18 protein-coding genes are annotated in these 22403 nt (G+C 68.0%); 8 read left to right on the forward strand and 10 right to left on the reverse strand.

The window, feature by feature from the left end; genetic code table 11:
• Positions 1 to 38: 38 nt before the first annotated feature.
• Complete coding sequence (locus tag AC1DGD_RS12635; protein ID WP_476857009.1) at positions 39 to 1487, reverse strand: MFS transporter; 1449 nt, start codon at positions 1485 to 1487, stop codon at positions 39 to 41.
• A gap of 91 nt (positions 1488 to 1578) precedes the next feature.
• Positions 1579 to 2610: an Lrp/AsnC family transcriptional regulator gene (locus tag AC1DGD_RS12640; RefSeq protein WP_476857035.1), complete on the reverse strand. Its 1032-nt coding sequence runs from the start codon at positions 2608 to 2610 to the stop codon at positions 1579 to 1581.
• A gap of 205 nt (positions 2611 to 2815) precedes the next feature.
• Here AC1DGD_RS12640 and AC1DGD_RS12645 point away from each other — a divergent pair, with 205 nt between their 5' ends.
• Together AC1DGD_RS12645 and AC1DGD_RS12650 are read left to right on the forward strand one after the other, a co-directional pair.
• The gene (locus tag AC1DGD_RS12645; protein WP_476857010.1) at positions 2816 to 4084 is read left to right on the forward strand and encodes a M20 metallopeptidase family protein; all 1269 of its coding nucleotides are present in this window, start codon (positions 2816 to 2818) and stop codon (positions 4082 to 4084) included.
• Positions 4085 to 4108: 24 nt separating this feature from the next.
• Positions 4109 to 5398: an MFS transporter gene (locus tag AC1DGD_RS12650; RefSeq protein WP_079550797.1), complete on the forward strand. Its 1290-nt coding sequence runs from the start codon at positions 4109 to 4111 to the stop codon at positions 5396 to 5398.
• 87 nt (positions 5399 to 5485) lie between these two features.
• Here the strand turns inward: AC1DGD_RS12650 and AC1DGD_RS12655 are convergent, their stop codons facing one another.
• Positions 5486 to 6757 carry an MFS transporter gene (locus AC1DGD_RS12655; RefSeq protein WP_476857011.1) on the reverse strand — a complete coding sequence of 424 codons (1272 nt, stop codon included), beginning with the start codon at positions 6755 to 6757 and terminating at the stop codon, positions 5486 to 5488.
• A gap of 137 nt (positions 6758 to 6894) precedes the next feature.
• Between AC1DGD_RS12655 and trmB the strand changes: the two genes are divergently transcribed.
• Positions 6895 to 7851 (forward strand): tRNA (guanosine(46)-N7)-methyltransferase TrmB, encoded by a 957-nt coding sequence (gene trmB, locus AC1DGD_RS12660; protein WP_476857012.1) that lies wholly within the window; start codon positions 6895 to 6897, stop codon positions 7849 to 7851.
• 102 nt (positions 7852 to 7953) lie between these two features.
• On the forward strand, positions 7954 to 8760 hold the full coding sequence (locus tag AC1DGD_RS12665) for a DUF1206 domain-containing protein (RefSeq protein WP_476857013.1): 807 nt from the start codon (positions 7954 to 7956) through the stop codon (positions 8758 to 8760).
• 56 nt (positions 8761 to 8816) lie between these two features.
• On the opposite strand, the gene AC1DGD_RS12670 is transcribed toward AC1DGD_RS12665, so the two are convergent.
• Both AC1DGD_RS12670 and AC1DGD_RS12675 read right to left on the reverse strand, forming a co-directional pair.
• Positions 8817 to 9500 (reverse strand): anti-sigma factor family protein, encoded by a 684-nt coding sequence (locus tag AC1DGD_RS12670; RefSeq protein ID WP_476857014.1) that lies wholly within the window; start codon positions 9498 to 9500, stop codon positions 8817 to 8819.
• Complete coding sequence (locus AC1DGD_RS12675; RefSeq protein ID WP_476857015.1) at positions 9497 to 10006, reverse strand: sigma-70 family RNA polymerase sigma factor; 510 nt, start codon at positions 10004 to 10006, stop codon at positions 9497 to 9499. Before AC1DGD_RS12675 ends, AC1DGD_RS12670 begins: the two co-directional genes overlap by 4 nt.
• 186 nt (positions 10007 to 10192) lie before the next feature.
• Here AC1DGD_RS12675 and AC1DGD_RS12680 point away from each other — a divergent pair, with 186 nt between their 5' ends.
• Positions 10193 to 10720 carry a COG4315 family predicted lipoprotein gene (locus AC1DGD_RS12680; protein ID WP_476857016.1) on the forward strand — a complete coding sequence of 176 codons (528 nt, stop codon included), beginning with the start codon at positions 10193 to 10195 and terminating at the stop codon, positions 10718 to 10720.
• 162 nt (positions 10721 to 10882) lie between these two features.
• On the opposite strand, the gene AC1DGD_RS12685 is transcribed toward AC1DGD_RS12680, so the two are convergent.
• Positions 10883 to 11827: a DMP19 family protein gene (locus AC1DGD_RS12685; RefSeq protein ID WP_476857017.1), complete on the reverse strand. Its 945-nt coding sequence runs from the start codon at positions 11825 to 11827 to the stop codon at positions 10883 to 10885.
• Positions 11828 to 12023: 196 nt separating this feature from the next.
• Between AC1DGD_RS12685 and AC1DGD_RS12690 the strand changes: the two genes are divergently transcribed.
• Positions 12024 to 15428, forward strand: a complete 3405-nt coding sequence (locus tag AC1DGD_RS12690) for a DEAD/DEAH box helicase (RefSeq protein ID WP_476857018.1) — start codon at positions 12024 to 12026, stop codon at positions 15426 to 15428.
• Between the two features lie 36 nt (positions 15429 to 15464).
• Here AC1DGD_RS12690 and AC1DGD_RS12695 read toward each other — a convergent pair whose 3' ends face one another.
• Both AC1DGD_RS12695 and AC1DGD_RS12700 read right to left on the reverse strand, forming a co-directional pair.
• A complete protein-coding gene (locus AC1DGD_RS12695) occupies positions 15465 to 15941 on the reverse strand; it encodes a hypothetical protein (protein ID WP_476857019.1) in 477 nt (158 codons plus the stop codon).
• A gap of 9 nt (positions 15942 to 15950) precedes the next feature.
• Positions 15951 to 17903 (reverse strand): primary-amine oxidase, encoded by a 1953-nt coding sequence (locus tag AC1DGD_RS12700; RefSeq protein WP_476857020.1) that lies wholly within the window; start codon positions 17901 to 17903, stop codon positions 15951 to 15953.
• A 118-nt stretch (positions 17904 to 18021) separates the two neighbouring features.
• On the opposite strand from AC1DGD_RS12700, the gene AC1DGD_RS12705 reads away from it, so the two are divergent.
• Positions 18022 to 18612, forward strand: a complete 591-nt coding sequence (locus AC1DGD_RS12705; protein WP_223917200.1) for a TetR/AcrR family transcriptional regulator — start codon at positions 18022 to 18024, stop codon at positions 18610 to 18612.
• A gap of 123 nt (positions 18613 to 18735) precedes the next feature.
• Positions 18736 to 19707 (forward strand): AraC-like ligand-binding domain-containing protein, encoded by a 972-nt coding sequence (locus AC1DGD_RS12710; RefSeq protein WP_476857021.1) that lies wholly within the window; start codon positions 18736 to 18738, stop codon positions 19705 to 19707.
• A gap of 57 nt (positions 19708 to 19764) precedes the next feature.
• Here AC1DGD_RS12710 and AC1DGD_RS12715 read toward each other — a convergent pair whose 3' ends face one another.
• Together AC1DGD_RS12715 and AC1DGD_RS12720 are read right to left on the reverse strand one after the other, a co-directional pair.
• Positions 19765 to 20661, reverse strand: a complete 897-nt coding sequence (locus AC1DGD_RS12715) for an isopenicillin N synthase family dioxygenase (RefSeq protein ID WP_476857022.1) — start codon at positions 20659 to 20661, stop codon at positions 19765 to 19767.
• Positions 20662 to 20919: 258 nt separating this feature from the next.
• Complete coding sequence (locus AC1DGD_RS12720) at positions 20920 to 22389, reverse strand: APC family permease (RefSeq protein WP_476857023.1); 1470 nt, start codon at positions 22387 to 22389, stop codon at positions 20920 to 20922.
• Positions 22390 to 22403: the final 14 nt, after the last annotated feature.

The raw sequence follows: 22403 nt of genomic DNA on the forward strand, positions 1-22403 counted from the left end.
GCGCCGCTACGGTGCAGTGCCCGTCATAGTGCTTGCCGCTACGCGCGTTTGGTGACGGCGGCCGGGACGACGGCGACGCGCGGCGCGACGGCCACGGCGGCGATCCCGATCACCGCCGTCAGTGCGAACACTCCGGCAAACGACGCCGACGGCGCCGCCGTCGCGAACGCTGCGAACACGATCCCGGTGCCGGCGAGGGCCAGGGCGCCGCCGAGGGAATCCGAAATGGACATCGCCGAACTGTTGAAACCCTCGGTGTCCTTGGTGGAGAGTGCCAGGGTCATGACGCTCAGCCGCGGATACATCAGGCCCATGCCGCCCCCGGCGAAGATCCATCCCGCGATCGCGACCGCGGCCGGCCAGGCCAGCACCGTGGTCACGAGGGCCAGGACGACGGCGCCAAGGACCAGGGCCGATCCGATCCGCACCGCCCTCCGGTGCTCCAGCCGGGTCCCCAGCCGGCCCTGGATGGCCGACGCAGCAGCCCAGGCGATGGCGCCGCCGGTGAGCGTGAGGCCAGCAAACGTCGGGGCGAAGGCGTAGCGTTCCACGAGCAGGTACGGCAGGTAGACCTCGGCGCCGAAAAACGCCGCGGATGCCAGGCCGCGGGTAAGGATCACGCTCGGCAGGCCGCGCCGGGCGGTCAGCGTTCCGCGCGGCATGAGGGGACGGACGGCCAGGAGCGCGACGGCGACGGCGGCCGCCGCCAGCACCCCGCCGGCGACCGGTACCGCGGCGGACAGGTTCAGGCCCAGCACGGCGAGCGCTGCCAGCGCCGCCAGCGCCAACTTGGCAAGGCCTCCCGGCCGGCCGCGGGACCCTGGCTCAGCGGCCGGGGAATCTCCGTCGGCGCCCGTGCTGCCGTTCAGGCCGCGCAGGGCCGGGGCCGTCAGGAGCAGGGCCGGCACCACCAGTCCGACCACACCGAGAAAGACCCACTGCCAGCCGGCCAGTTGGGCCACGGCGCCGGCCGCGAACGGTCCCACGAGGGACGGGATGACCCAGGCCGCGGAGAAGGCGGCGAAAATTTTCGGATGCAGGACCGGCGGGTAGACCCGGGCAATCACCACGTAGAGGGCCACGGTAAGCCCGCCGCCGCCGAGTCCCTGCACCAGCCGTCCGGACACGAGGACCGGCATGGTTCCGGCGGTACCGGCGATGAGCAGGCCGAGCACGAACATGCCCACTGCGGCCAGGAGCGGCGCCACCGGCCCCTTGCGGTCCGACCAGCTGCCCGCGGCCACCATGCCGATCACCCCGGTGGCAAGCGGCCCGGCGAAGGCCAAGGCGTAGAGTCCCGCACCGTCCAGTTCCCGGCTGACGAGCGGCATGATGGTGGTCACCGCCAGGGACTCGAAGGCCGCCAGGAACACGAGCGCGCAGGCGCCGAGGGTCACCAGCAGGTAGCTGCGGTGGAAGATGCCGGCCGATTCCGGGACGGCTTTCGGACGGGATTCCTGGTGATGGGGCGGGTCGGTCTGGGGCACGTGCCACAGCTTACAACCGGACCCCCACAGCCCGCCCGCCTGTGGGCCTATCAGCTGGCCGGTGGGCCCATCAGCTGCCGGTCCGCCGCCGTCAGCCCGCCTCGTCGAACCCCTGGGCAGGAACCACGACGGCGCCACTGGCCCTGGAGTCCGGGTTCAGCATCCAGCCCACACGCTTGACGGTGCTCAGCATGACGACGCTTTCCACGAGCTCGATCCCGGGCACTTTTTGCTGCAGCGCCACCTCGATGTTCATGACGTCCGCCAGGGACTGCAGCCACATGATGATCACGAAATTCGTGGGCCCCGTGGTGGAGGCGCTGAGCCGGACGTTCCGCATGGTCCTCAGCTCGGCGGCGGCGGCCTCGTGCCGCCCGGCGGGGACGTTGACGAACCATTGGCAGGTCACGGGGAAAGCGGAGAGTTTCTGGGCCACCTCGCACCGGAATGACAGGATGCCGCTGGCGAGCACACGGTTGAGCTGGCGCTGGACGGTGGCCGGGTGCCTGCCGAGGCCGCGGGCAATGTCCGCCGCCGTGGCCCGCCCGTCCCTGGCCAGGAACGGCAGGAGCGCCAGGTGGCTGTCCGGCAGCGCCTCCCGGGCGGCAACCTGGGCAACCCCGGTGGCCTCGGGGCCGGCCAACGCCCGCACGGCGGCCTGCTGCGCGCGGCTCAACACGTTCAGCCGCCAGGAGCCGCCGCTCGCGTGCAGCCTGGTGCACAGGGCGGTCTGATATTTGAGGAGGCCGTCAATCTCCTTCAGCCGGGAGATGACTTTCAGGCTGAAATCGTCCAGGGAGGGCGTAATGACGGTCAGCATGAGGTCCCGGTGGCTGGCCGCCTCCTCCACCGTGACGATTTCCGGCATCTCGGCGAGCCTGGCGGTGACTTCCTCGCGCCGATGCATTTCGCAATCCACGGCGACGAATGCCAGGCACATTTGCTGGGGGTCACCGATCAGGTGGGCGGTGATCCAGGACACGCCAGAGTCCAGCAGCCGCTCCCACCGGGCGGCCAGGGTGGTGGCGTGCGCGCCCAGCACCTGGGCCGCATCCGCCCAGCTCAGCCGCGGGGCAATCTGCAGGACGTTGATCAGGGCGAGATCGTCCTCGCTGAGTTCCATCATTTATCCCTTCATCCGTGCACGAAACCTGCGGCACCAGTCTATTCGTGCATTTTTTCTGCCCTTCGGGCGGGTGTGAACTGTGTCACTTGAGAATAGACGCAGGACGTCCCCGCCGGACGTGAACCAAGGAACTTCGAAAAAATAAGCCAGTCGCCAGCCAGGCGATTTTCGACAAACGACAAACGACAAACAAGGAGAACACGTGCCGATCACCGCAGATGCCCGGGAAATGCAGACGGACCTTGCCCGGCTCCGCCACGAACTGCACCGGGAACCCGAGATCGGCCTGGCGCTGCCCCGCACCCAGGAGAAGGTGCTCAAGGCCCTGGACGGGCTTCCCTACGAGATCACCCTGGGCCAGGAGACGACGTCGGTCACCGCAGTACTGCGGGGCCAGGGGCCCGGGACCGAAGGGGGCTCCCGCCCGGCGGTGCTGCTGCGCGCTGACATGGACGGCCTGCCGGTGCAGGAGAAGACGGGCGTGGACTATACGTCCAGGATCGACGGCGCCATGCACGCCTGCGGCCACGACCTGCACACCTCCATGCTGGCAGGGGCCGCCACCCTCCTGGCCGAACGCCGGCACCAGCTGGCCGGCGACGTCGTCCTGATGTTCCAGCCCGGCGAGGAAGGCTTCGACGGCGCGAGCCACATGATCCGCGAAGGCGTGCTGGATGCCGCCGGCCGGCGTGTGGACGCCGCCTACGGCATGCACGTGTTTTCCGCCCTCGAACCGCACGGCACGTTCTGCACCAAGCCCGGCGTCATGCTGAGTTCCTCCGACGGCCTGGTGGTCACCGTGCTCGGCGCCGGCGGTCACGGCTCGGCCCCGCACTCGGCCAAGGACCCCGTCACGGCGGCCGCCGAGATGGTCACTGCCCTCCAGGTCATGATCACCCGCCAGTTCAACATGTTCGACCCCGTAGTCCTCTCCGTGGGGGTCCTCCAGGCCGGCACCAAGCGCAACATCATCCCGGAAACCGCGCGCATCGAGGCCACCATCAGGACCTTCTCCGAGGAAGCCCGGCAGAAAATGATGGACGCCGTGCCGCGGCTGCTGAAGGGAATCGCGGCGGCACACGGCCTGGACGTCGACGTCGACTACCAGCAGGAGTATCCGCTGACCATCACGGACGAGGACGAAACGCACACCGCGGAGAACGTCATTGCGGGCCTGTTCGGCGACTCCCGGCTCTCCCGCTGGGCCACCCCGCTGAGCGGCTCCGAAGACTTCTCGAGGGTTCTGGCCGAGGTCCCCGGCACGTTCATCGGGCTGAGCGCCGTCCCCCGGGACACCGACCATGCCACCTCCGCGTTCAACCACTCCCCGTACGCCACGTTCGACGACGGCGTGCTGGCTGACGGCGCCGCACTCTACGCCGAGCTCGCCATCTCAAGGCTGGCCGCACTCGCGGCCGCCGACGCTCCTGCCGCGGCCAACACGGTTGCCGCCGCCTCCGCCCTTTCCTAGCCCGCACCCCCGAGGGAGAAGACCATGACTGCAGCCACGATCACGCCGGCGGCAACCCGAACATCCACCCGCAAGACGCTCGTCGGCACCGGCATCGGCAATGCCGTCGAATGGTATGACTGGGCCATCTACGCCACGTTCACGCCGTTCATCGCCAGCCAGCTTTTCAGCAAGTCGGATCCTGCGTCCGCGGTGCTGTCCACGCTGGCGATTTTCGCCGTCGGCTTCGTTGCCCGCCCTTTCGGCGGCTTCCTGTTCGGTTGGATCGGTGACCGGATCGGCCGGAAGGCTTCCATGACCCTGGCCGTGGGGCTGGCGTCGGTGGGCAGCCTGATGATCGGCATCGCGCCGACGTTCGCGGCGGTCGGCGTCTGGGCATCGCTCACGCTCCTGGTGGCGCGCCTGATCCAGGGCCTGGCCCACGGCGGCGAGCTGCCGTCGTCGCAGACGTACCTGTCCGAAATGGCGCCGAAGGAACACCGCGGCTTCTGGGCCACCCTGATCTATACCTCCGGCACCGTGGGCATCCTGTTCGGAACCCTGCTCGGTGCCGTGCTGAACATGACGCTGAGCACCGAACTCATGAACGCGTGGGGCTGGCGCATCCCGTTCCTGATCGGCGCGGCCATGGGTCTCTACGCGCTGATCATGCGGTCCCGGCTGCACGAAACGGACGTCTTCGAGGGGGAGGCCGCGACGGAGAAGCGCGCTCCGATCTGGCCGCAGATTGTCCGCCACCGCAAGCAGGCCCTCCAGGTGATCGGCCTGACGGTCGGCCTGACCGTGATCTACTACATCTGGGGTGTCGTCGCCCCCAGCTACGCCACCACCGCCCTGAAGATCGACCGGGGCGAGGCCCTGTGGGCCGGCGTGATCGGCAACATCGTGTTCATCGCGGCGCTGCCCTTCTGGGGCAAGCTGGCGGACCGGATCGGACGCAAGAAAGTGCTGTGGGCCGGTGCGATCGGCGCCGGCATCATGCACTTCCCGATGACCGCCCTGCTCAAGGATTCCGCCTGGCAGCTGGCCGTCAGCATGTCCGTCATGCTGATCTTCATCGCCGCCAGCGCGGCGATCGTACCGGCCGTCTACGCCGAGCTGTTCCCCACCAGCATCCGCACCGTGGGCGTCGGAGTGCCCTACTCGATCTGTGTGGCCGTGTTCGGCGGAACCGCACCCTATCTGCAGCAGTGGCTTGGCACCACCGTGCAGATGCCGCAGCTGTTCAATGTGTACGCCGTGCTGCTGCTCGCCATATCCGCGGCCTGCGTCTTCACCATCCCGGAAACCAAGGGCAAGGACCTCACGCTCTGATCCGGTCCCGCCCGGTTGAGCTATCAGCTGTGGCTGTTCTGGAGGGTTCAGGACAGCCACAACTGATAGCTCATCGCATTTAAAACGTCAGTCGCCGATGTAGCGGTCGCGCCCGGCCCGGTACCCGAACACCGCTGCGAGAGAGCCCACCAGCATGAACAGCACACCCGCCGCGGCAAAGGATCCGGTGGACTGGTGCAGCTGGCCGACCAGGAGCGTGCCGCTGGAGCCAATCCCGTAGCCCACGCCCTGCATCATCCCGGAAAGGTGGGCCGCGGTGTGCCCGTCCCGGGTGCGGACCATGATCAGCGTCAGCGCGGCGGCGGTCAGGCTTCCCTGCCCCAAGCCGAGCAGCCCGGTCCACAGCCACAGGAGTTCCACAGGCCCGAAGATGCTCAGCGCGAAGCCACCGCCGGTCATGAGCGCCACCACCGTGTTGAGGGCACGCTGGTCCCGGAACCTGGTGGCCAGCGCCGGCGCGAACAGCGAGCCCAGCATCTGCAGCGCAATCGAGGCCGAGACGATCAGGCCGGCCGTGCCGCCGTCCACCCCCCGTTCGCGCAGGATCGGCGCCAGCCAGGCGAAGACGCTGAAGGACATCATGGCCTGCAGGACCATGAACCCGGTCACCTGCCAGGCCACGGCGGAACGCCAGACGTTGACGCCGCCGGCCGGCCGCGCCGCCCCGCCGGGACGGGCCCGGAGCGCCGGCGGCAGGAACAGCAGAAGGACGACGCCGGCCGGCAACGCCCAGAACCAGAGCGCTGCCGTCCACTCCCCGCTCGCGCGGAAGACCGGGAACGTGAAGCCGGCACCGAGCGCGGCCGAGGCACAGATCGCCGTGGTGTAGAGGCCGCCCATGAGGCCCAGGCGATGCGGGAAGTCACGCTTGACCACGCCCGGCAGCAGCACGTTGCACAGTGAAATCGCGGCCCCGCACGCGGCGGTCCCGGCGAGCAGAGCCGGAAGGTGGCCGGCCGCCGGCAGCTCCAGGGGCCGCAGCAGCAGCCCGGCGGTGAGCACCGCCATGGCACCCAGCAGCACCCGTTCGGCCCCGAACCGGCGTGCGAGCCCAGGGGCGAGCGGAGCGAACACCCCGAGCAGCGTCACCGGGACGGTGGTGAGCACCATGACCGCCCAGGCCGGAAGCCCGGCGTCGGCCGTCACCTCCGGCAGTACCGCAGCGAAGCTCGAAAAGACTGTGCGGAGGTTCAGCCCGATCAGGACCAGGCAGATCCCCAAATACGCGAGCTGCCGGCGGCCGGCAGCGCGCGGCGGCCCGGCGGGGCCGTCCCGGAGAACGGCGCCGGCCGAATGGTCCAACTCGTCAGTTTTCCCAGCTGAGGTCACCCGCCCCATTCTTGCAGGCCCGCGTCTTCACCCCTTCCCTTCAATCCTTCCTCCGCGGCTCAACCCCTTCTCCGCGGCCGGCCCGCCGGGGCGGCCGCGGGATCCCCGGGCGGCCCGGCCCGGCGAACTCAACTATTCTGGAAGGGATGAGCGAATCCCCAGAATCCCCCGGCCTGCAGGCAAACCCGGAGTCCGGCGTCCCGGACCAGAGCCAGTTGCCGCGCCCCGTGACCCCCGGCAGCCAGGCCTCGTTCGGCACCTATGGGGGCCGCCCGGTCAGCTTCGTGCGCCGCGGCACGCGCCTTCAGGGCCGACGCCAGGCGGCCTGGGAGGAACACGCAGACCGTTGGGCGGTTGAGGTCCCCCGCCATGTCGCCAACACCTCCGTCCACCCGGACTATGTGTTCGACGCAGAGGCCGAATTCGGCCGCACGGCTCCGCTGGTTGTCGAGATCGGCTCCGGGCTGGGCGACGCCGTTTGCCACGCCGCGGAACAAAACCCGGACAAGGACTTCCTGGCCGTGGAGGTTTACACCCCCGGCTTGGCCAACACCTTGATCAAAATCAACAGCCGCGGACTGAGCAACGTGCGGGTGGTCGAGGCGAACGCCCCTGAGGTGCTCGCAACCATGCTCCCGGCTGGCTCCGTCACGGAACTATGGGTGTTCTTCCCGGATCCATGGCACAAGTCCCGGCATCACAAGCGCCGCCTCATTCAACCGGCGTTCGCTGATCTCGCAGCCCGGGCCATCAGGCCCGGCGGCATCTTCCGGATCGCGACCGACTGGTCCAACTACGCCGTTCACGTCCGCGAGGTCATGGCGGGCTCGGCGGAGTTCGAGAACCTGCACGAGGGCGAGCGCGCCGGCGCGGACAGCCCCCTGACCCAGGTGTGGGAATCCGGCGTCGAGTCCCGCGTGGGCGGAGCACCGGTCAAGGAAGGCCGGGCGCCGGTCAGCACCGAGCACACCGGACCCAACGAGGGCGTCGACGGGACCGGCGGGTGGGCGCCGCGGTTTGAGGGCCGTATTCTGACCAGTTTCGAAAACAAGGCGCACGAAGCCGGCCGCCTGATCTTCGACCTCAGCTACCGCCGGATTTAGGCACCACGGCGCGCGGGTACCTTTTGTTGAGCGGCTTCGCGTGGCACGATTACGGAACGAACCACGCTGGGTAGTACTAAGGAAACGATCATCAAACGAGAATTGAACGACGCTGCTGACGTCGCCGAGGACGTCACCAATTCGAAGCCCCTCGAAATCGCAGCGCGGGCCGGGTTCGCCGTGTCGGGGTTGCTGCACTTCCTCATCGGGCTGGTCGCGATCCGGCTTGCCATGGGCGGCCAGGGCCAGGCCGATGTCAGCGGCGCGGTGGAAGAGCTCGCCGGGCAGCCGGCGGGGCCGTTGCTGCTCTGGACGTCGTTTGCCGCCTGCGTGGCGCTGGCCATCTGGCAGGCGTCCGACGCCATTTTCGATTTCGGGCACCTGCCGACCAAGAAAAAGGTCGGCAAGAAACTCAAGGCGGCCCTGCAGGCCGTGGTGTACACCGCGTTCGCCCTGACGCTCGCGTCGGTCGCCACCGGGGCCGGCTCCGACAACCGCGAGTCGACGTCCGATATGACCGTAAACCTCATGAAGGCACCGGGAGGCGTCGCACTCCTGGTGATCATCGGCGCCGCGGTAGCCGTCACCGGGATCGTCTACGCGATCCGCGGCTTCAAGAAGTCCTTCGTCAAGTACCTGCGGATGCCGTCCCAGCCGCAGGCGCGCACCGCAGTGACGGTGATCGGCATGGTGGGCTACGTTGCCAAAGGCTTTGCCCTGCTGCTGGTGGGCCTACTCATCATCATCGCCACGGTGAAGGCACACCCCGAAGAGTCAACCGGGCTCGACGGCAGCCTGAAGGCCCTGCGGGAGCAGCCGTTCGGCGTGTACTTGCTGGCCGCAGTGGGCGTAGGCCTGATCTGTTACGGCATCTACATGGCAGTGCGGGCCAAGCTCGCGAAGATGTAGGCCCGCGTCGGTTTCCATGTCCCGGACCGGAGGGACCGCCGCGCCCCACCAGTGGGCTACCCCTGGGGCACGGCGATGACAGCTACGGTCTGCTGCTGCTCATCGCGCATCTCGACACTGGCGATCCTGGCCAGCTGCACGGGCGTCGCCCCGGTGATCCGGACTCTGCCGGTGGGCGTCGCCGTCCACGCGCAGGCGCGGTCCACTCCGCCGTCACGGTCCTTTACCCAGAGTGAGAGGGTCCCGGCGACGGGCAGGCTGCGGCCGTCCACCGCCAGTTCGGTGCCCCAGGTTTTCTTGACGAGCCCCACCGTGACCTCCAACCCGCTGCTGGCCGCAACGGAATAGCTCGCGTCCGGTTTGGCGGGTTGGTTCAGCACCGGACCAGCCAGGATCCCCAGCCCCAGGCATGCGGCGGCCGCCGCGGCCACCGCCGACGTCCACCGGCGCCGCACCTTCCGGCGTCGGGCGGCGAGCTCGTCCAGGAGCCGGTTTGGGACAGGTTCGCGTTCCGGCGGGATCAGCGCGCGGTCCCGGGCGGCCGCCGCCGCGGCGGTGAGCGCGACGGCGTCGGACACCGGGATCGCGTCCAGCAGCGCGGGGAGGCTGGCAAGTTCGTCCAGCTCCTGGCGGCAGTGGGCGCACACCGCAAGATGCTGCTCGAAGGCCGCGGCTTCGGCCGGCTCCAGGCCGCCGAGCAGGTACGCGCCGAGGAAGTGATGCAACTCGGTCCCGTTCACTGCTGCACCCCCATTTCGTCGAGGATCGTCCGTAGGGCCCGGACGGCGTAGAACGCCCGGGACTTCACCGTGCCGCTGGGGATCTTCAATTGGGCGGATGCCTCCTGGACTGTGTAGCGGCGGTAGTGGAGCGCAACAAGGACTTCGCGGTGTTCCGCGCTGAGCCGCAGCAACGCCTCTTCCATCAGCACCTTGTTGAGCAGCTCGTCAATGCGCCCGGCGCCGGCGCCGCCTTCCGGGAGGGCCTGGACATCGCGGTCGCCGGCTTCCTGCGGCCGCCTTTGGGCCTTGCGGTAATTGTCGATCATGATGTTGCGGGCCGTCCGGAACAGGTAGCTGCGCAGGCTGCCTGTGATCTGCGGCGCCTGCTGCCAGACCCGCAGCACCGTCTCCTGGACGACGTCGTCGGCGAGCTGAGGATCCCGGGAGACGCTGAGGACAAAGCGTTTCAGGGCCGTTCCGTGGTCGCGGTAAATCGCAGCTACGACGTCTTCGTCCAGCGGCATTGCCCACCTCCCGGAAATTCGTGCTCTGCCCCTCTACGACGTACGGGCAGGCCCAATAGTTCAGTGTGCCCCAGGACAGCCCGACACGAACATGTCGGTTCCGCCATGAACCATTCCGCTCTCCATGGCGTCGTATCTCGTAGCGCCGGCCTCCGAGTTGGGCTGGCTCGAGTCTAGGAGCAGCAAATGAAGAAGCATCTCAGCATTGGCTTGTCCGCGTTCGCTCTGGCCGCCCTCCTGTCCGGCTGCGGCGGCGGAACGACCACGACGCCGACGTCGGCGGCACCGGCCACGTCGGCTCCCGCAGAGTCCAGCGCGCCGGCGAGTTCCGCGCCGTCGTCCATGGCCGCGGCGGAGCTCTCGGTAGGCGACTCCAAGGCGGGCCAGATCGTGGTGGCCGACCAGGGACTGAGCGTCTATTTCTTCACCAAGAACACGAAGGATTCCGGGAACAGCGTCTGCACCGGCGCGTGCCTGACGTCGTGGCCCGCTGTCACGTCGACGACGGCGACTCCCACAGTTAACGGCGTCACCGGCAAGGTCGGAACCATTCCCACGGCTGACGGAAAGATGCAGGTGACCATCAACGGGATGCCGATCTACTACTACTCCAAGGACCAGGCCGCGGGGGACATCAACGGCCAGGGCGTCGGCGGGGTCTGGTTCCTCGTGTCACCCTCCGGGGAAATGATCACGGCACCGCCGGCCGGGTAGGCTCACCGGCCGCGGATCCGCGGCCGGTCCGCCGGGCAGGAAAACTAAACCCGGCACGGCCGGGCCAGAGTTAGTCGGCACGGGTTGCTCAACACGGCACGGCCGGCGCCTGCATTTGGGGGCAGACGCCGGCCGTACCGGAAAACTGTCGCGGAAGGCCGCCTACGGGCGGGCCTTTTCGAACTCCGCTGACCCTGCGAACTCAACAGCCCCTTCGAAGTCAACAGCCTCTTCGAACTCCACAGCCGCGAGGATTTCCTGGGTCCGCGGATTGAGCATGAAGGCCTCGTCGTCGTCCTCCAGCATGAGGAATTCGCCCTGTTCCGTGGTGAAGTGCCAGGCCAGGGTGGTCTCCCCGTTGTGCTCATAATTCGGATCGCCCATGGTGATCCGCACCAGGCTGTGGCCCGCGAGGGCGCACAGCTCGCGGATGATCTGCTCGAACTCCGGCGCGTCCAGGAGCGCCTCCTCCGCGGCTGCCGCCTGGCGCTCCGCGAGGTCGGAAAGCCGGGCCACCCGCCCGGCAATGTGGGCGTCGAGGTCGTCGTCGGAAAGGACCAGCAAGTCCTCCTGGCCGCGCAGCCACGCGGCATTCAGCGCAGCGATGTCCTCTGTTGCGAGGATCGACTCGAATTCCCCGTCCAGTTCTTCGATGCGCCGAACGGCGTCGGAGACCCCGTCGCCCGGTTCGTCTTCCTCTGTGCTTCCGGCGGCCCAGCCGCTGCCGCCGTCGAGGTAGCTGTCGACGTCGGTGTCGGTCAGGGCGCCGAAGGCGGCCACCGTGCGGTTGAAGAGCTCCAGGTGCGCGGCGGCACCCATGGCCTCCAGGCCTTCCCGGACGTAGGGGTCGACTTCCTCGCGTTCGGGCGCGGTGAACACGTACTGCGCGAAGCCGCCGGCCAGCGCCTGCGTGAGGTAGAAGTCCACGTAGTAACTGCGCAGCGCGGCCGGGGAGATCTCTTCCGTGTCCAGCAACTCCTCGAACATGGCGTTGACCACGTTGACGTTCGCGTCGACAACGTCCTCGTTTCCGCCTTTGAGGCTTTCGGTGGTCAGCACGGTGGGGTAGCTGTGGGCGGACTGGATGGTGGGCTCACTGTGGGTCATGCGGAATCCTTACTGCTGGCGCTGCTGATACTCCGGACCTCTCCACGGTAGGTCCGTCGTCACGGCCGGCGGCCGAGCCCCGGTTGAACGTCAGGCGAAGTTTAAGCGGCGCTTGTGCTGGCGGCGGCGAAGTTCCGGGGTCCCGGCCGGCTCGGTAAGATGGATCAGATGACCACCTGCCGAAAGTAGCGCGCACATGCCATCCCATCCGGACGAGAGTGCGGCACTGGCAATACAGACTCCCGCGATCAACGACCGCTCCCTCGCGGCCGGGCTCGCCTACGCCATGGGGAGCCGCGTTTCCGGGATCTCCTTCGACGCCGCCACAGGCCTGCTGCTGGGCAAGGTGCGGGGCGGTTCCGACGTGCCCTATTCCACGACGGCGAAGCTGGTCCGGAAGGCGGGCGGCTGGAGCTGCACGGTGGGCGTCTGCAGCTGCCCGGTCCGCAAGGACTGCAAGCACGTGGCGGCCCTGCTCTTCGCGGCCGAAGACAACCCCGCCACCAGGATGCAGCTGCTGGCCCCCGCCGAGGGCACGCGGCTGTCCCGCCAAAGCGCGCCACCGGAAATGGCCGACTGGGAGCAGGCCCTTAGCCCCCTGATCGCCCACCCGGGGATCACGCCGTCCGCCAACGGCACCCCGCTGGCGCTCCAGTTTGACGTCGAGGAACCCGCCCCGCACTTTTCCTACACGGGCCGCCGCGACCCGCTCCGCAGCGTCCGCCAGCTCAAGGCACGCCCCGTCATCATGGGCGCCAAGGGCAAGTGGATCCGCGGCGACGTCTCCTGGAGCACACTGAGCTACCTGAACTACCGGCGCGAATGCAACGAGGCGCACGTCGAGTGGATGCAGGAATTCCTCGCCTCGCACACCGCTGTGGCAAACCGCCAGCACTCCGGCACCGGACTGTGGCTGGGACTGAACACCTACGCCGGCAAGAACCTGTGGAGCCTGCTGTCCCAGGCCCAGAAAATCGGCGTCGCCCTGGTGCACAGCCGCGGCACGGAGCCGGTGCGCCTGGTCGAGCAGCCTGCCGCCGTCGGGCTGAACCTGGCACGGATCGGCACCGGCGGGGACGACGGCGGTCTCGAGCTCGCGCCGACCATCACGGTCGAAGGTGAGGTGGTGGATCCGGCGTCGGTCGGGACCATCGGCCGCCCGGCGCACGGAATCTTCCTGGCGTCCGGCGGCGGCGCCCTGCCCGGTACCGCCCCCGCCGACCCCGTCATCACCCTCGCCCCGCTGGAAAGCGGTCTCAGCGAGGAACTGCTGACCTTCGTCACGGGCGGGACCACCCTGCACATCCCCGCACGGGACGAAAGCCGCTTCCTGACCGGGTTTTACCCCAAGCTCAAGCAAACCGCCCGGGTTACCGCCTCCGACGAGTCGGTGGAACTGCCCACGCTCGCCGTCCCCACCCTGTCCCTGCTGGCCAATTACGGGGCCGACCACCGGGTCCGGCTGCATTGGGAATGGCACTACACGTCCGGAAACCTCGTCACGGCGCAGCCGCTGTGGCGGCACCCGGGCGATCACGGCTACCGGGACGACCCGGCCGAGGCTCGCATCCTCGAGGCGGTCGGGCAGCCCTGGGACGTCGTGCCGGCCCTGGGCGAATCCGCGACCGGCGGCTGGGGCACGCCGCGCCTGGCTGCAACGGCAGAGCTGACCGGACTGGACACCCTCGCCTTCACCGAGGACGTGCTCCCCCGGCTCCGGGACCTCCCCGACGTCTCCGTGGATACCTCCGGCGAGATTGCGGACTACCGCGAAGCCGACGAAGCCCCGGTGGTGGCGATCTCCACAAAGGCGACGGACAGCCGCGACTGGTTCGATCTGGGCATCGTCATCACCCTGGAGGGCCAGCCGGTTTCCTTCGCGGCACTGTTTTCCGCCCTCGCCGCCGGCCAGACCCGCATGCTGCTCCCCAGCGGGGCGTACTTCGCGCTGGATCTGCCGGAGCTGCACCAGCTGCGGGCCCTGATCGACGAGGCCCGCTCCCTGCAGGACAACCCCGGCGACAAGGACGCCCCGTTGCAGATCAGCCGCTTCCAGGCCGGGCTGTGGGACGAGCTCGCACACCTGGGCATCGTGGATGAACAGGCCGCGGCGTGGCGCGAGTCCGTGGGCGGTCTCCTCGAAGGTGGCATCAAGGGCCTTCCGCTGCCCGGGTCGCTGAACGCCGAGCTGCGCCCGTACCAGTTGGAGGGCTTCAACTGGCTGAGCTTCCTGTACCGCCACGGCCTCGGCGGCGTGCTGGCCGACGACATGGGCCTGGGCAAGACCGTCCAGGCCCTCGCACTGATCTGCGCCGCAAAAGACGCCGCCGCAGGCGATGAAGCCGGGCCCGGGTCCGGGGCCGCCCCGTTCCTCGTCGTCGCCCCCACTTCCGTGGTGGGCAACTGGGAGGCGGAAACGGCACGGTTCGCGCCCGGGCTCAGCGTGCGCGCCATCGGCGAAACCTTCGCCAAGAGCGGCTCGCACCCGGCCGAGGCGATGGCCGGAGCGGACATCATCATCACCTCCTACGCCCTGTTCCGGATCGACTACGAGGCCTACGCCTCCCAGACCTGGGCCGGGCTGGTCCTGGACGAGGCGCAGTTCGTCAAGAACCACCAGTCCAAGGCCTACCAGTGCGCCCGCAAACTGCCCGCCGCCTTCAAACTCGCCATCACCGGCACGCCGCTGGAGAACAACCTGATGGAGTTCTGGGCACTGACCTCGATCGTGGCTCCCGGGCTCTTTTCCAGCCCCAAACGGTTCGCCGAGTATTACCAGAAGCCGGTGGAGAAGAACGGTGACAAGGGGCAGCTGGACAAGCTCCGGCGGCGCGTCCGGCCGCTCATGATGCGGCGCACCAAGGAACAGGTCATCAGTGACCTGCCGCCCAAGCAGGAGCAGATCCTGGAAGTCGTGCTGAACCCGCGGCACCAGAAGGTCTACCAGACCCACCTGCAGCGGGAGCGCCAAAAGATCCTGGGCCTGATTGAGGACGTCAACAAGAACCGGTTCACCATCTTCCAGTCGCTGACCCTGCTCCGGCAGCTGAGCCTGGATCCCTCGCTGATCGATCCCTCCCTGTCCGGGGTGCGCTCCAGCAAGCTCGATGTCCTGTTCGAGCAGCTCGCGGACCTGGTGGCCGAAGGGCACCGGGCCCTGATCTTCAGCCAGTTCACCGGTTTCCTGGGCAAGGTCCGGGAGCGCCTGGTCGAGGAGAACATCGAGTTCTGCTATCTGGACGGCGGCACACGCAACCGCACCGACGTCGTGAACGAGTTCAAGAACGGCGCCGCGCCGGTGTTCCTCATCAGCCTCAAGGCCGGCGGCTTCGGCCTGAACCTCACCGAGGCCGACTACGTGTTCCTGCTGGACCCGTGGTGGAACCCGGCATCGGAGGCCCAGGCCGTGGACCGGACCCACCGGATCGGCCAGGCCCGGAACGTCATGGTCTACCGGCTGGTCGCCAAGGACACGATCGAGGAGAAGGTCATGGCGCTCAAGGCGAAAAAATCCCAGCTCTTCGCCGACGTCATGGAAGGCGACGCACTCACCGGCGGCGCCCTGACGGCGGAGGACCTGGCGGGGCTGTTCAACGACTGACGCTGACCAACCCGGAAGCAGCGCTTCAGCTGCGCTTCAACCAAGATACGGCCGACCGGGGTCCGCCCGCAGCCGGGCCAGCAGCGTCGCGGCGATTAGCGCCGTCGTCATTTCCAGCGCGATGACTGCCAGCAGCGCCCCGGAGCCCGACGGCGCCGCACCGGCGCCGCCGGCCCCTGCGGCCACTGCGGCGGTTCCATGGTGACTGTGGCCCGTGCCGCCGGCTCCCGTGCCGAGGAGCAGGACCGCGTGAACCGCGGTCATGGCCAGCGCCGCGGCCATCACCTGGCGAAGGGCCCTGAGCCTGCCGTGGCGCCAGATGTGCACGGCGCACGGCAGGCACACTGCCACCATGGCGAGCATGAGCACGTTCAGCCAGGCCCCGTGCTGGTTCCCGGCGGCCAGCCACAGATGCGCGAGGCACGACGCCGCGGTCACGGCGGCGCAGATCCGGGAATGGAAGACGACGCCGGCGGGGCCGGCCCGGCGGCCCAAGCTGGCTGCGACACTCACGGCGTCGGCCTAGCTGTGGCAGTGTGCGCCGGCGTCGCCATCGCCATGGCAGCCAGAGGACTGTTGAGCGTTGGCCGGCACGTCCAGCACGGGGCTGCGGTCGAAGAAGCCCTCGGGCCGGAGCTTGAAGCCGACCGTGTCCACTGGCATGATGGGCCAGTCCTCCGGACGCGGGAAGTGGGTCAGGCCGAAGGTGTGCCACACCACGATGTCCTGGCCGTCGATGTCGCGGTCCTGGGCAATGTAGGCCGGCAGGCCTGCTCCCCCGGCGTGCTGGTTGACGAAGTCGCCCGTGGGGTACCGCTCCTCCTCCGCGAACCGCGTGACCCACAGGTCCTTCGTGGCAAAGGCGGCGCGCCGGGCGATGGAGGACTCCGGGTCTGCCAGGAGAGTGGGCTGGCCCTGGGCATGCAGCTTGTAGCCCACGGGATCGCCCAAGCGGTTGCGTGATTCCGGGTTGGAAATGATCCAGGTCCGGCCGCTGCGCGCGTCGGCTTCCCGGACGGCTTCCGACTCGCGCGCCAGGACAGTCCGCTTCCGTGAGAACGCGTTGCCGCGTTCGTTGCCCTCGCCCATTCCCTGGCGGACCACATCCTCTTCCTCGACCCGGTTGGTGAGGCCGTCGACCGCCATGTCCAGCCGCGCGCTGAACAGGTGCTGGTGGTACGGGGCGCCCAGGCCCGGAGCCAGTTGGGAGATATTGGCCGAGCCGCCTTCGGGGTAGGCGGAGGTGAAGACCACGCCGGTGGCCTTGGCCTCGAACTCGATGGTGCCGTCGAGGTAGAGGTACCAGTAGAAGCCGTAGTCGTAGTTACCGATGGTGGTGAAGAACGAGATCACCAGGCGGCGGTTGCGGCGGGTGTAGTTGATGCCCGTCCAGAGGTCGCTGTGCTTGGCCAGGATCCCCCAGTCTTCCTCGTGCATGCAGATGCCGTTGCGGATCTCGCGGGGGTTGCCGAAGGCGTCGCTGATGACGGGGCTGAGGTAGGTGATCTCGCCGAGGCAGTCGCAGCCCAGTTCCAGGGAGTTGGCGTACTGGCCCACGAGGTATTCGCCGGTGTCGAAGTAGTTCTGCCACGACCGGATCGGCGACGGGTCCCCGTACGGGACCACCATTTCGGCGATCGATGCGCGGTTGATGATGGGCCGCAGGCGGTCGCCGTCCTGGAAGGCAAGGTTGTGCAGCACCACCCCCTCGCGGACGTCGAAGCCGACGTCGAGGCTCCATTTTTCCCATTCGACGTGGTTGCCGCCGGTGACCGTGAAGCTGGGCCCGTCCGGCTGCGTGATGTTGATGGGCTTCTGCGTGGTGCGCAGCGGGCCGGTGAGCTCCGGATCGGTGTAGTTGCCGTGCTCCGCGGGAATCGGGACGGCGCCGGTGTCCAGCACCTGCGTCACTTCCTGGCTCACGACGTCGACATAGGCCACGAGCCCGTCCACCGGGTGCGCCCAGGCGCTGTCCTCGGGGAAGTCCTGCACGAAGGCCAGGCCTCGCAGGATCCGCCGGCCCCTTTCCTCCGGGTACTCGAAGACGCCGGCGGACAGCGGGGCAACGCGGACCTTGCTGACGTCCAGACCGCGGCTGGCGAGGGCCTTGAGCCAGCGCTCGTCCGTGGCCAGGAGCTGTTCGACGACTTCGAATTCCTCCTCGAGCACCGGGAGCTCGCCGGTTGCCGCCGTGTCCAGCTCGACGGCGGAAACCACCGTGCCGCTGGAGACCGAAACGGTCACATCGGCCGGCCTTCCCCCTGCGGCATCGTGCAGGAAGACCCGGAACCGGCGGTCCTCACTTTCGGCCGGCGCGTTCCGGGCGGGGTCCAGCAGACCGAGGTACGCGATGCGCCGGGTCCCGCCCAGCAGTCCCGCGGCACGCAGGATGCCCTGGACCGCGGTGATTTCGGCGCCCGTGGCCAGGCTGTAGGGGCTGTAAGGGGTGCGGGTGTCAGTTTGTGCGGTCATCATGACGGCCTTCGTTCGGTGACCCTGGCGGGTCAGAACTTTATTTTCTATAGTTGTAGAGAATACGGAAATGTAAGCTGTGCCACAAGAGTCCGACGCAAAATATTTGGGGAGCTGTCCGGTGCCAAAGATTGTCGACCACGACCAGCGGCGGCTTGAACTCGTCGACGCCACGTGGCGGATCATCGCCCGGCTCGGGATTGAAAGTGCCACCATGCGGGAAATTGCCCTCGAGGCAGGCTTCGCGAACGGCGCCCTCAAGCCCTACTTCCCCACCAAGGATGACCTGCTGACCTTCGCGTTCGGACACGTCTTCAACCGCACCAACGAGCGCATCGCTGGAGTCACCGCGGGGCAGGCCGGGCTGGCGGCCCTGCGGTCGTTTTGCGTCGAGGTGCTGCCACTGGATGAGGAGCGGATCAACGAGGCCCGGATTGTCATCCCGTTCTGGCAGAAGGCCATCAATGACCCTGGCAAGGCCCGGATCCACCGGGATTCGATGGAGCAGTGGCTTGCGGCGATGCGGCGGTACCTTGCCGAGGCGCGGCAGGCCGGCGCCGTCACCACCGCCGTCGACGACGCCGCCCTGGCCGGGCAACTGCTTAACCTCCTTCTCGGCGCGCAGATTACGGCGGCACTCACCCCGGAAGGCCAGGTGGAACTCGGGCTGAACGAGCAGCTGGAGGGCTTCCTGACCCTGCTGGCCTGCTAGGCCCCAGGCAATCTTTATTCGCCGAGCGTCGAAAAAAGATGACATCGGCGGGCCGCGCCGCTACCCTGAAAGGACTGTGTCCCATGACACATTCCAAGAATTACGACGGCGTCAGGATCTTCGATGACTGCAGTTGCAACCCGCCCAGTGGCCAGCCCCGCCGGACAGCATGTCCTCACCAGTACAGCAGAATCTTTCGACCACTGGAGGCACCTGGTCGCGGAGTCCTTCGTTCCCCTGGCCGCCTCGAGCGCCGATGCGGACAACTTCCGCGGCCGCATGCGGGCCCGCAGGCTGGACCGGGTGGCACTCGTCGAGGTCTCCTCCTCGAGCCATGAGGTCCACCGCACGCCGGCGCTGATTGCGCAGTCCAACCAGCGCTATTTCAAGCTCAATCTCCAGCTGCAGGGCACCGGGCTCCTCATCCAGGACAACCGCGAGGCAGTCCTGCATCCGGGGGATCTCTCCATCTATGACACCAGCCGCCCGTACACGCTTGCCTTCGAGGGCGACGCCCGGCTCATGGTGCTGATGTTTCCCGGGGACGCGCTGTCCCTGCCGCCGGACTGCATCGCGCAGCTTTCGGCGCTGCGGATGGCCGCCGACGGGGGCCTCGCCGCGATCGTCGGTCCCTTCATCGCCCATCTCGCCGAGAACCTGGAGGCGCTGAGCGGCCCCAGCGGATCGCGGCTGGCCACCAACGCCCTTGATCTCGTCTCCACGATGCTGCATTCGGAACTGGACATGTCCCCCGACCGTATGAGGCCCCAGGCCCTGTTGGCGGCATCCGTCCGCGAGTACATCGATGCCCACCTGGCCGATCCAATGCTGTCACCGGCGTCCATCGCGGCGGCCCATTTCATCTCCACCCGGCACCTGCACAACGTCTTCCATGAATCCGGGACCACCGTGGCGAGCTGGATCCGGACCCAGCGGCTGGAGGGGGCGCGCCGCGAACTGCGCGATCCGCTCCTGGCCGGAATGCCGGTCGGAGCCGTGGCCGCGCGCTGGGGCTTCCTGGATGCGGCCCATTTCAGCCGCTCCTTCCGTGATGCCTTCGGTGAGTCCCCCAGCGACTGGCGGCGCGGCGCCTAAGCCTGGCCTTCACCCCCCTGCCGAGAGCACCTGCCGTCGTCAGCACCGGCGCCAACGTCAGTTCGTGATCAGATCCGCGTGGTGAACTGCGGCGACGTTCGGGTGGGCCCGGAGCCGGTAGCGAAGAGCGTTGTCTCCGTAGGTTTCCAGGATCGGGCTGTTGGTCGGGTCAACGGACAGTCCGCGGGCCTTGGACTGAAACTCCGGGCTCACCGCAAGCTTCGGCATGGTCGCGTCCAGCGCAGGGTTGTAGAAGAACGGCAGAGAGATCCTGTCAGTGCCGCGCAGGGGCGAGATCACGCGGTGCAGAGTCGCCTTTAGGTAGCCGTTTGTGGCCAGTTCGAGCATCTCGCCGATGTTGACCACGAATGTTCCGGGCACCTGAGGTGCGTCGATCCACTTCCCCTGATACTCGACCTGGAGTCCGCCCTTTCCGGGCTCGACCAGAAGGAGCGTCAGGACGCCGCCGTCGCGGTGGGACCCGACGCCCTGCTTGGGCTCCGGATTGGACTCCCCCGGATAACGCACAACCTTAAGCAGGGGAAAAGCCCGTGCGGCAAAAGCGGCGTCGAAGGTGTCCTCGGGCGCTCCCAGGGACACGGCAAGCGCCCGCAGGAGAGCGAGGGAAATGGCGCTCAGCCGCTCGGTCCACTCGGAGACAATCGCCCGCATTTCGGGCAGTGCATCCGGCCATAGGTTGGCCCCCTCCAGGCGCCAGTAGTCAGCGACGCCGGCACCCGGCTCCACAGCGTCACGCTCGACGCCGATATCGATCTGCTCGCGCCAGTCCACCGCCCCGTCCGTGAGTTCGCCGCCGACGCGGGTGTAGCCGCGGAACTGCGGGCTGTGGACGTTTTCGACGGAGAGCTTCTGTTCCTCGGACAGTTCGAAGAAGCGGCGTGCGACGTCGAGCATGTCGTCAACGAGCTTCTGCGGGATGCCATGGCCCGCCATTTAAAGGAACCCGACTTCATGCATGGCGTTACGCAGCTCGTCCCGAAACTGGGAGGCCTCCTCAGGCCCTGCATTCAATCGGGAGAAGTCCAGGACGGGCAATGATTCGAGTGACAATGCGGACTAGTCCTTTACAGCGAACTTGGCAAGCCGAAGCCTCTATTAGTTTCAATGTTACGGACGGAGCGACAGCGATGAGGATAAACGTGTCGAAATAAGACATCCGGAGCAGGACGGCGCCCTGGGCAGGGCCCGCCGTCAGGCAGTGACCCCTGCGCGCGCGGCCCTGCGCTCCACGGCAATTTCCACCAGCACACCGGCCGTAAACACAAGGGGTACGGTCAGCAGCAGGCCCACGGCCGTTTCGGCACTGCCGCCGATCAGAGCGGTGAAGTTGATGATGACGAGGGACAGGACCCAGCCAAGCAGCAGGGTGGCGAGCACCGGTGCCACCGCGGTCTGCCAGAGCTGGCCGGACACCCTTTCCCGCCGGAAGTAGGCGACGACGGCCAGCGAGCAGAGCATGTACAGCACCAGGAGCGCGGCCACGGCCAGCCCGCTGAACCAGGAAAAGAGGGTGAGGACAGGATCCAGGGACAGCACCGCGAACGGCGCCACGAGCAGGAAGGCGACCACGGTCTGGATCCGCGCAGCGACGGCGGGCGCCCTGTGCCGGTTGGTCCGGGCCACTCCGCGGGGCATCGACCCGCGCAGGGCCAGCGAATGGAGGTAGCGGTTGATGCCGTTGTGGAAGGCGATGATGCCGGCCAGCAGGGAGGTCACGAGCAGCATGCCGGTGACCGTTCCGGCCCACGGCCCGAACAGCTCCACCATCGGCGTCAGCACGAACGCGGTGGAATCGCCCGATTCGAGGGCCGCGCCCGCGGCGTCGATGACATGCGAGGGTCCGTAGTAGCTGACCAGCATCCAGGAAATGAAGGAGAAGAAGACCGCGATGACGACTACCGAAAGGTACGTGGCCCGGGCGACGGTGCGGTGGGCGTCCTTGGCCTCGGCCGAGTAGATGGCCGTTGATTCGAAGCCGAACATGGAGGCGACGGCGAACATGATGGCAACGCCCGGGGCGCCTGCGCCGATCGCCGCGGGAGAGAAGGACGCCGCCAGGCTGATCCCCTCCGGCCCGCCGCCCCGCAACAGCACGGTGAAGCCGAACATGAGCAGGATGGCGACCTCCAGGCCCACCAGCACCGCCAGGACCCGCGCCCCGAGTTCGATGTTGAGGGAGCCCAGCACCTGCACGCCCGCCATGGTGATGGCGGCTAGAAGCCACCAAGGGACCACGATCCCGGCAGATCCGAGGAGGCCCGAGAACGCCGCGCCGTACAGCCCATACATCGCGGCCTGGACCGTGCTGTACGCGAGGAGCGCGAGCCACGCCGCTCCCGCGCCAACCTTCCGTCCGAAGGCGGCGGTGACATAGGCGTAGAAGGCGCCGTTGGCCCGGATCTTCCGGCTCATGGCCACGAAGCCGACCGCGAAGATCACGATGACGATGCCCACCACCAGATACGCGCCGGGCGCGCCGGCGCCGTTGCCGAGCGCTGCGGCCAGGGGTGATGCCCCGACGATTCCGGTCAACGGCGCCTGGGCTGACAAAACAAAGAAGAGAATGCCCATGACGCCGACGCTGCCGGCACGCAGCGCGGTGGAGTGCTCCGTGCGGGGGCTGGATTCTGCGGTCCGGGAATCTGAATTTGAAATACTCATCGGATCCTTCTTAA

It is taken from the genome of Arthrobacter sp. 05T45 (genome assembly GCF_056395875.1).

What these genes read in the sequence shown, in the direction of transcription:
- AC1DGD_RS12640 (WP_476857035.1), bottom strand. Translation starts at nt 2,610, where the DNA reads ATGGAACTCAGCGAGGACGATCTCGCCCTGATCAACGTCCTGCAGATT.
- AC1DGD_RS12650 (WP_079550797.1), top strand. Translation starts at nt 4,109, where the DNA reads ATGACTGCAGCCACGATCACGCCGGCGGCAACCCGAACATCCACCCGC.
- AC1DGD_RS12655 (WP_476857011.1), bottom strand. Translation starts at nt 6,757, where the DNA reads ATGGGGCGGGTGACCTCAGCTGGGAAAACTGACGAGTTGGACCATTCG.
- trmB (WP_476857012.1), top strand. Translation starts at nt 6,895, where the DNA reads ATGAGCGAATCCCCAGAATCCCCCGGCCTGCAGGCAAACCCGGAGTCC.
- AC1DGD_RS12675 (WP_476857015.1), bottom strand. Translation starts at nt 10,006, where the DNA reads ATGCCGCTGGACGAAGACGTCGTAGCTGCGATTTACCGCGACCACGGA.
- AC1DGD_RS12680 (WP_476857016.1), top strand. Translation starts at nt 10,193, where the DNA reads ATGAAGAAGCATCTCAGCATTGGCTTGTCCGCGTTCGCTCTGGCCGCC.
- AC1DGD_RS12685 (WP_476857017.1), bottom strand. Translation starts at nt 11,827, where the DNA reads ATGACCCACAGTGAGCCCACCATCCAGTCCGCCCACAGCTACCCCACC.
- AC1DGD_RS12690 (WP_476857018.1), top strand. Translation starts at nt 12,024, where the DNA reads ATGCCATCCCATCCGGACGAGAGTGCGGCACTGGCAATACAGACTCCC.
- AC1DGD_RS12700 (WP_476857020.1), bottom strand. Translation starts at nt 17,903, where the DNA reads ATGATGACCGCACAAACTGACACCCGCACCCCTTACAGCCCCTACAGC.
- AC1DGD_RS12710 (WP_476857021.1), top strand. Translation starts at nt 18,736, where the DNA reads ATGACTGCAGTTGCAACCCGCCCAGTGGCCAGCCCCGCCGGACAGCAT.
- AC1DGD_RS12715 (WP_476857022.1), bottom strand. Translation starts at nt 20,661, where the DNA reads ATGGCGGGCCATGGCATCCCGCAGAAGCTCGTTGACGACATGCTCGAC.
- AC1DGD_RS12720 (WP_476857023.1), bottom strand. Translation starts at nt 22,389, where the DNA reads ATGAGTATTTCAAATTCAGATTCCCGGACCGCAGAATCCAGCCCCCGC.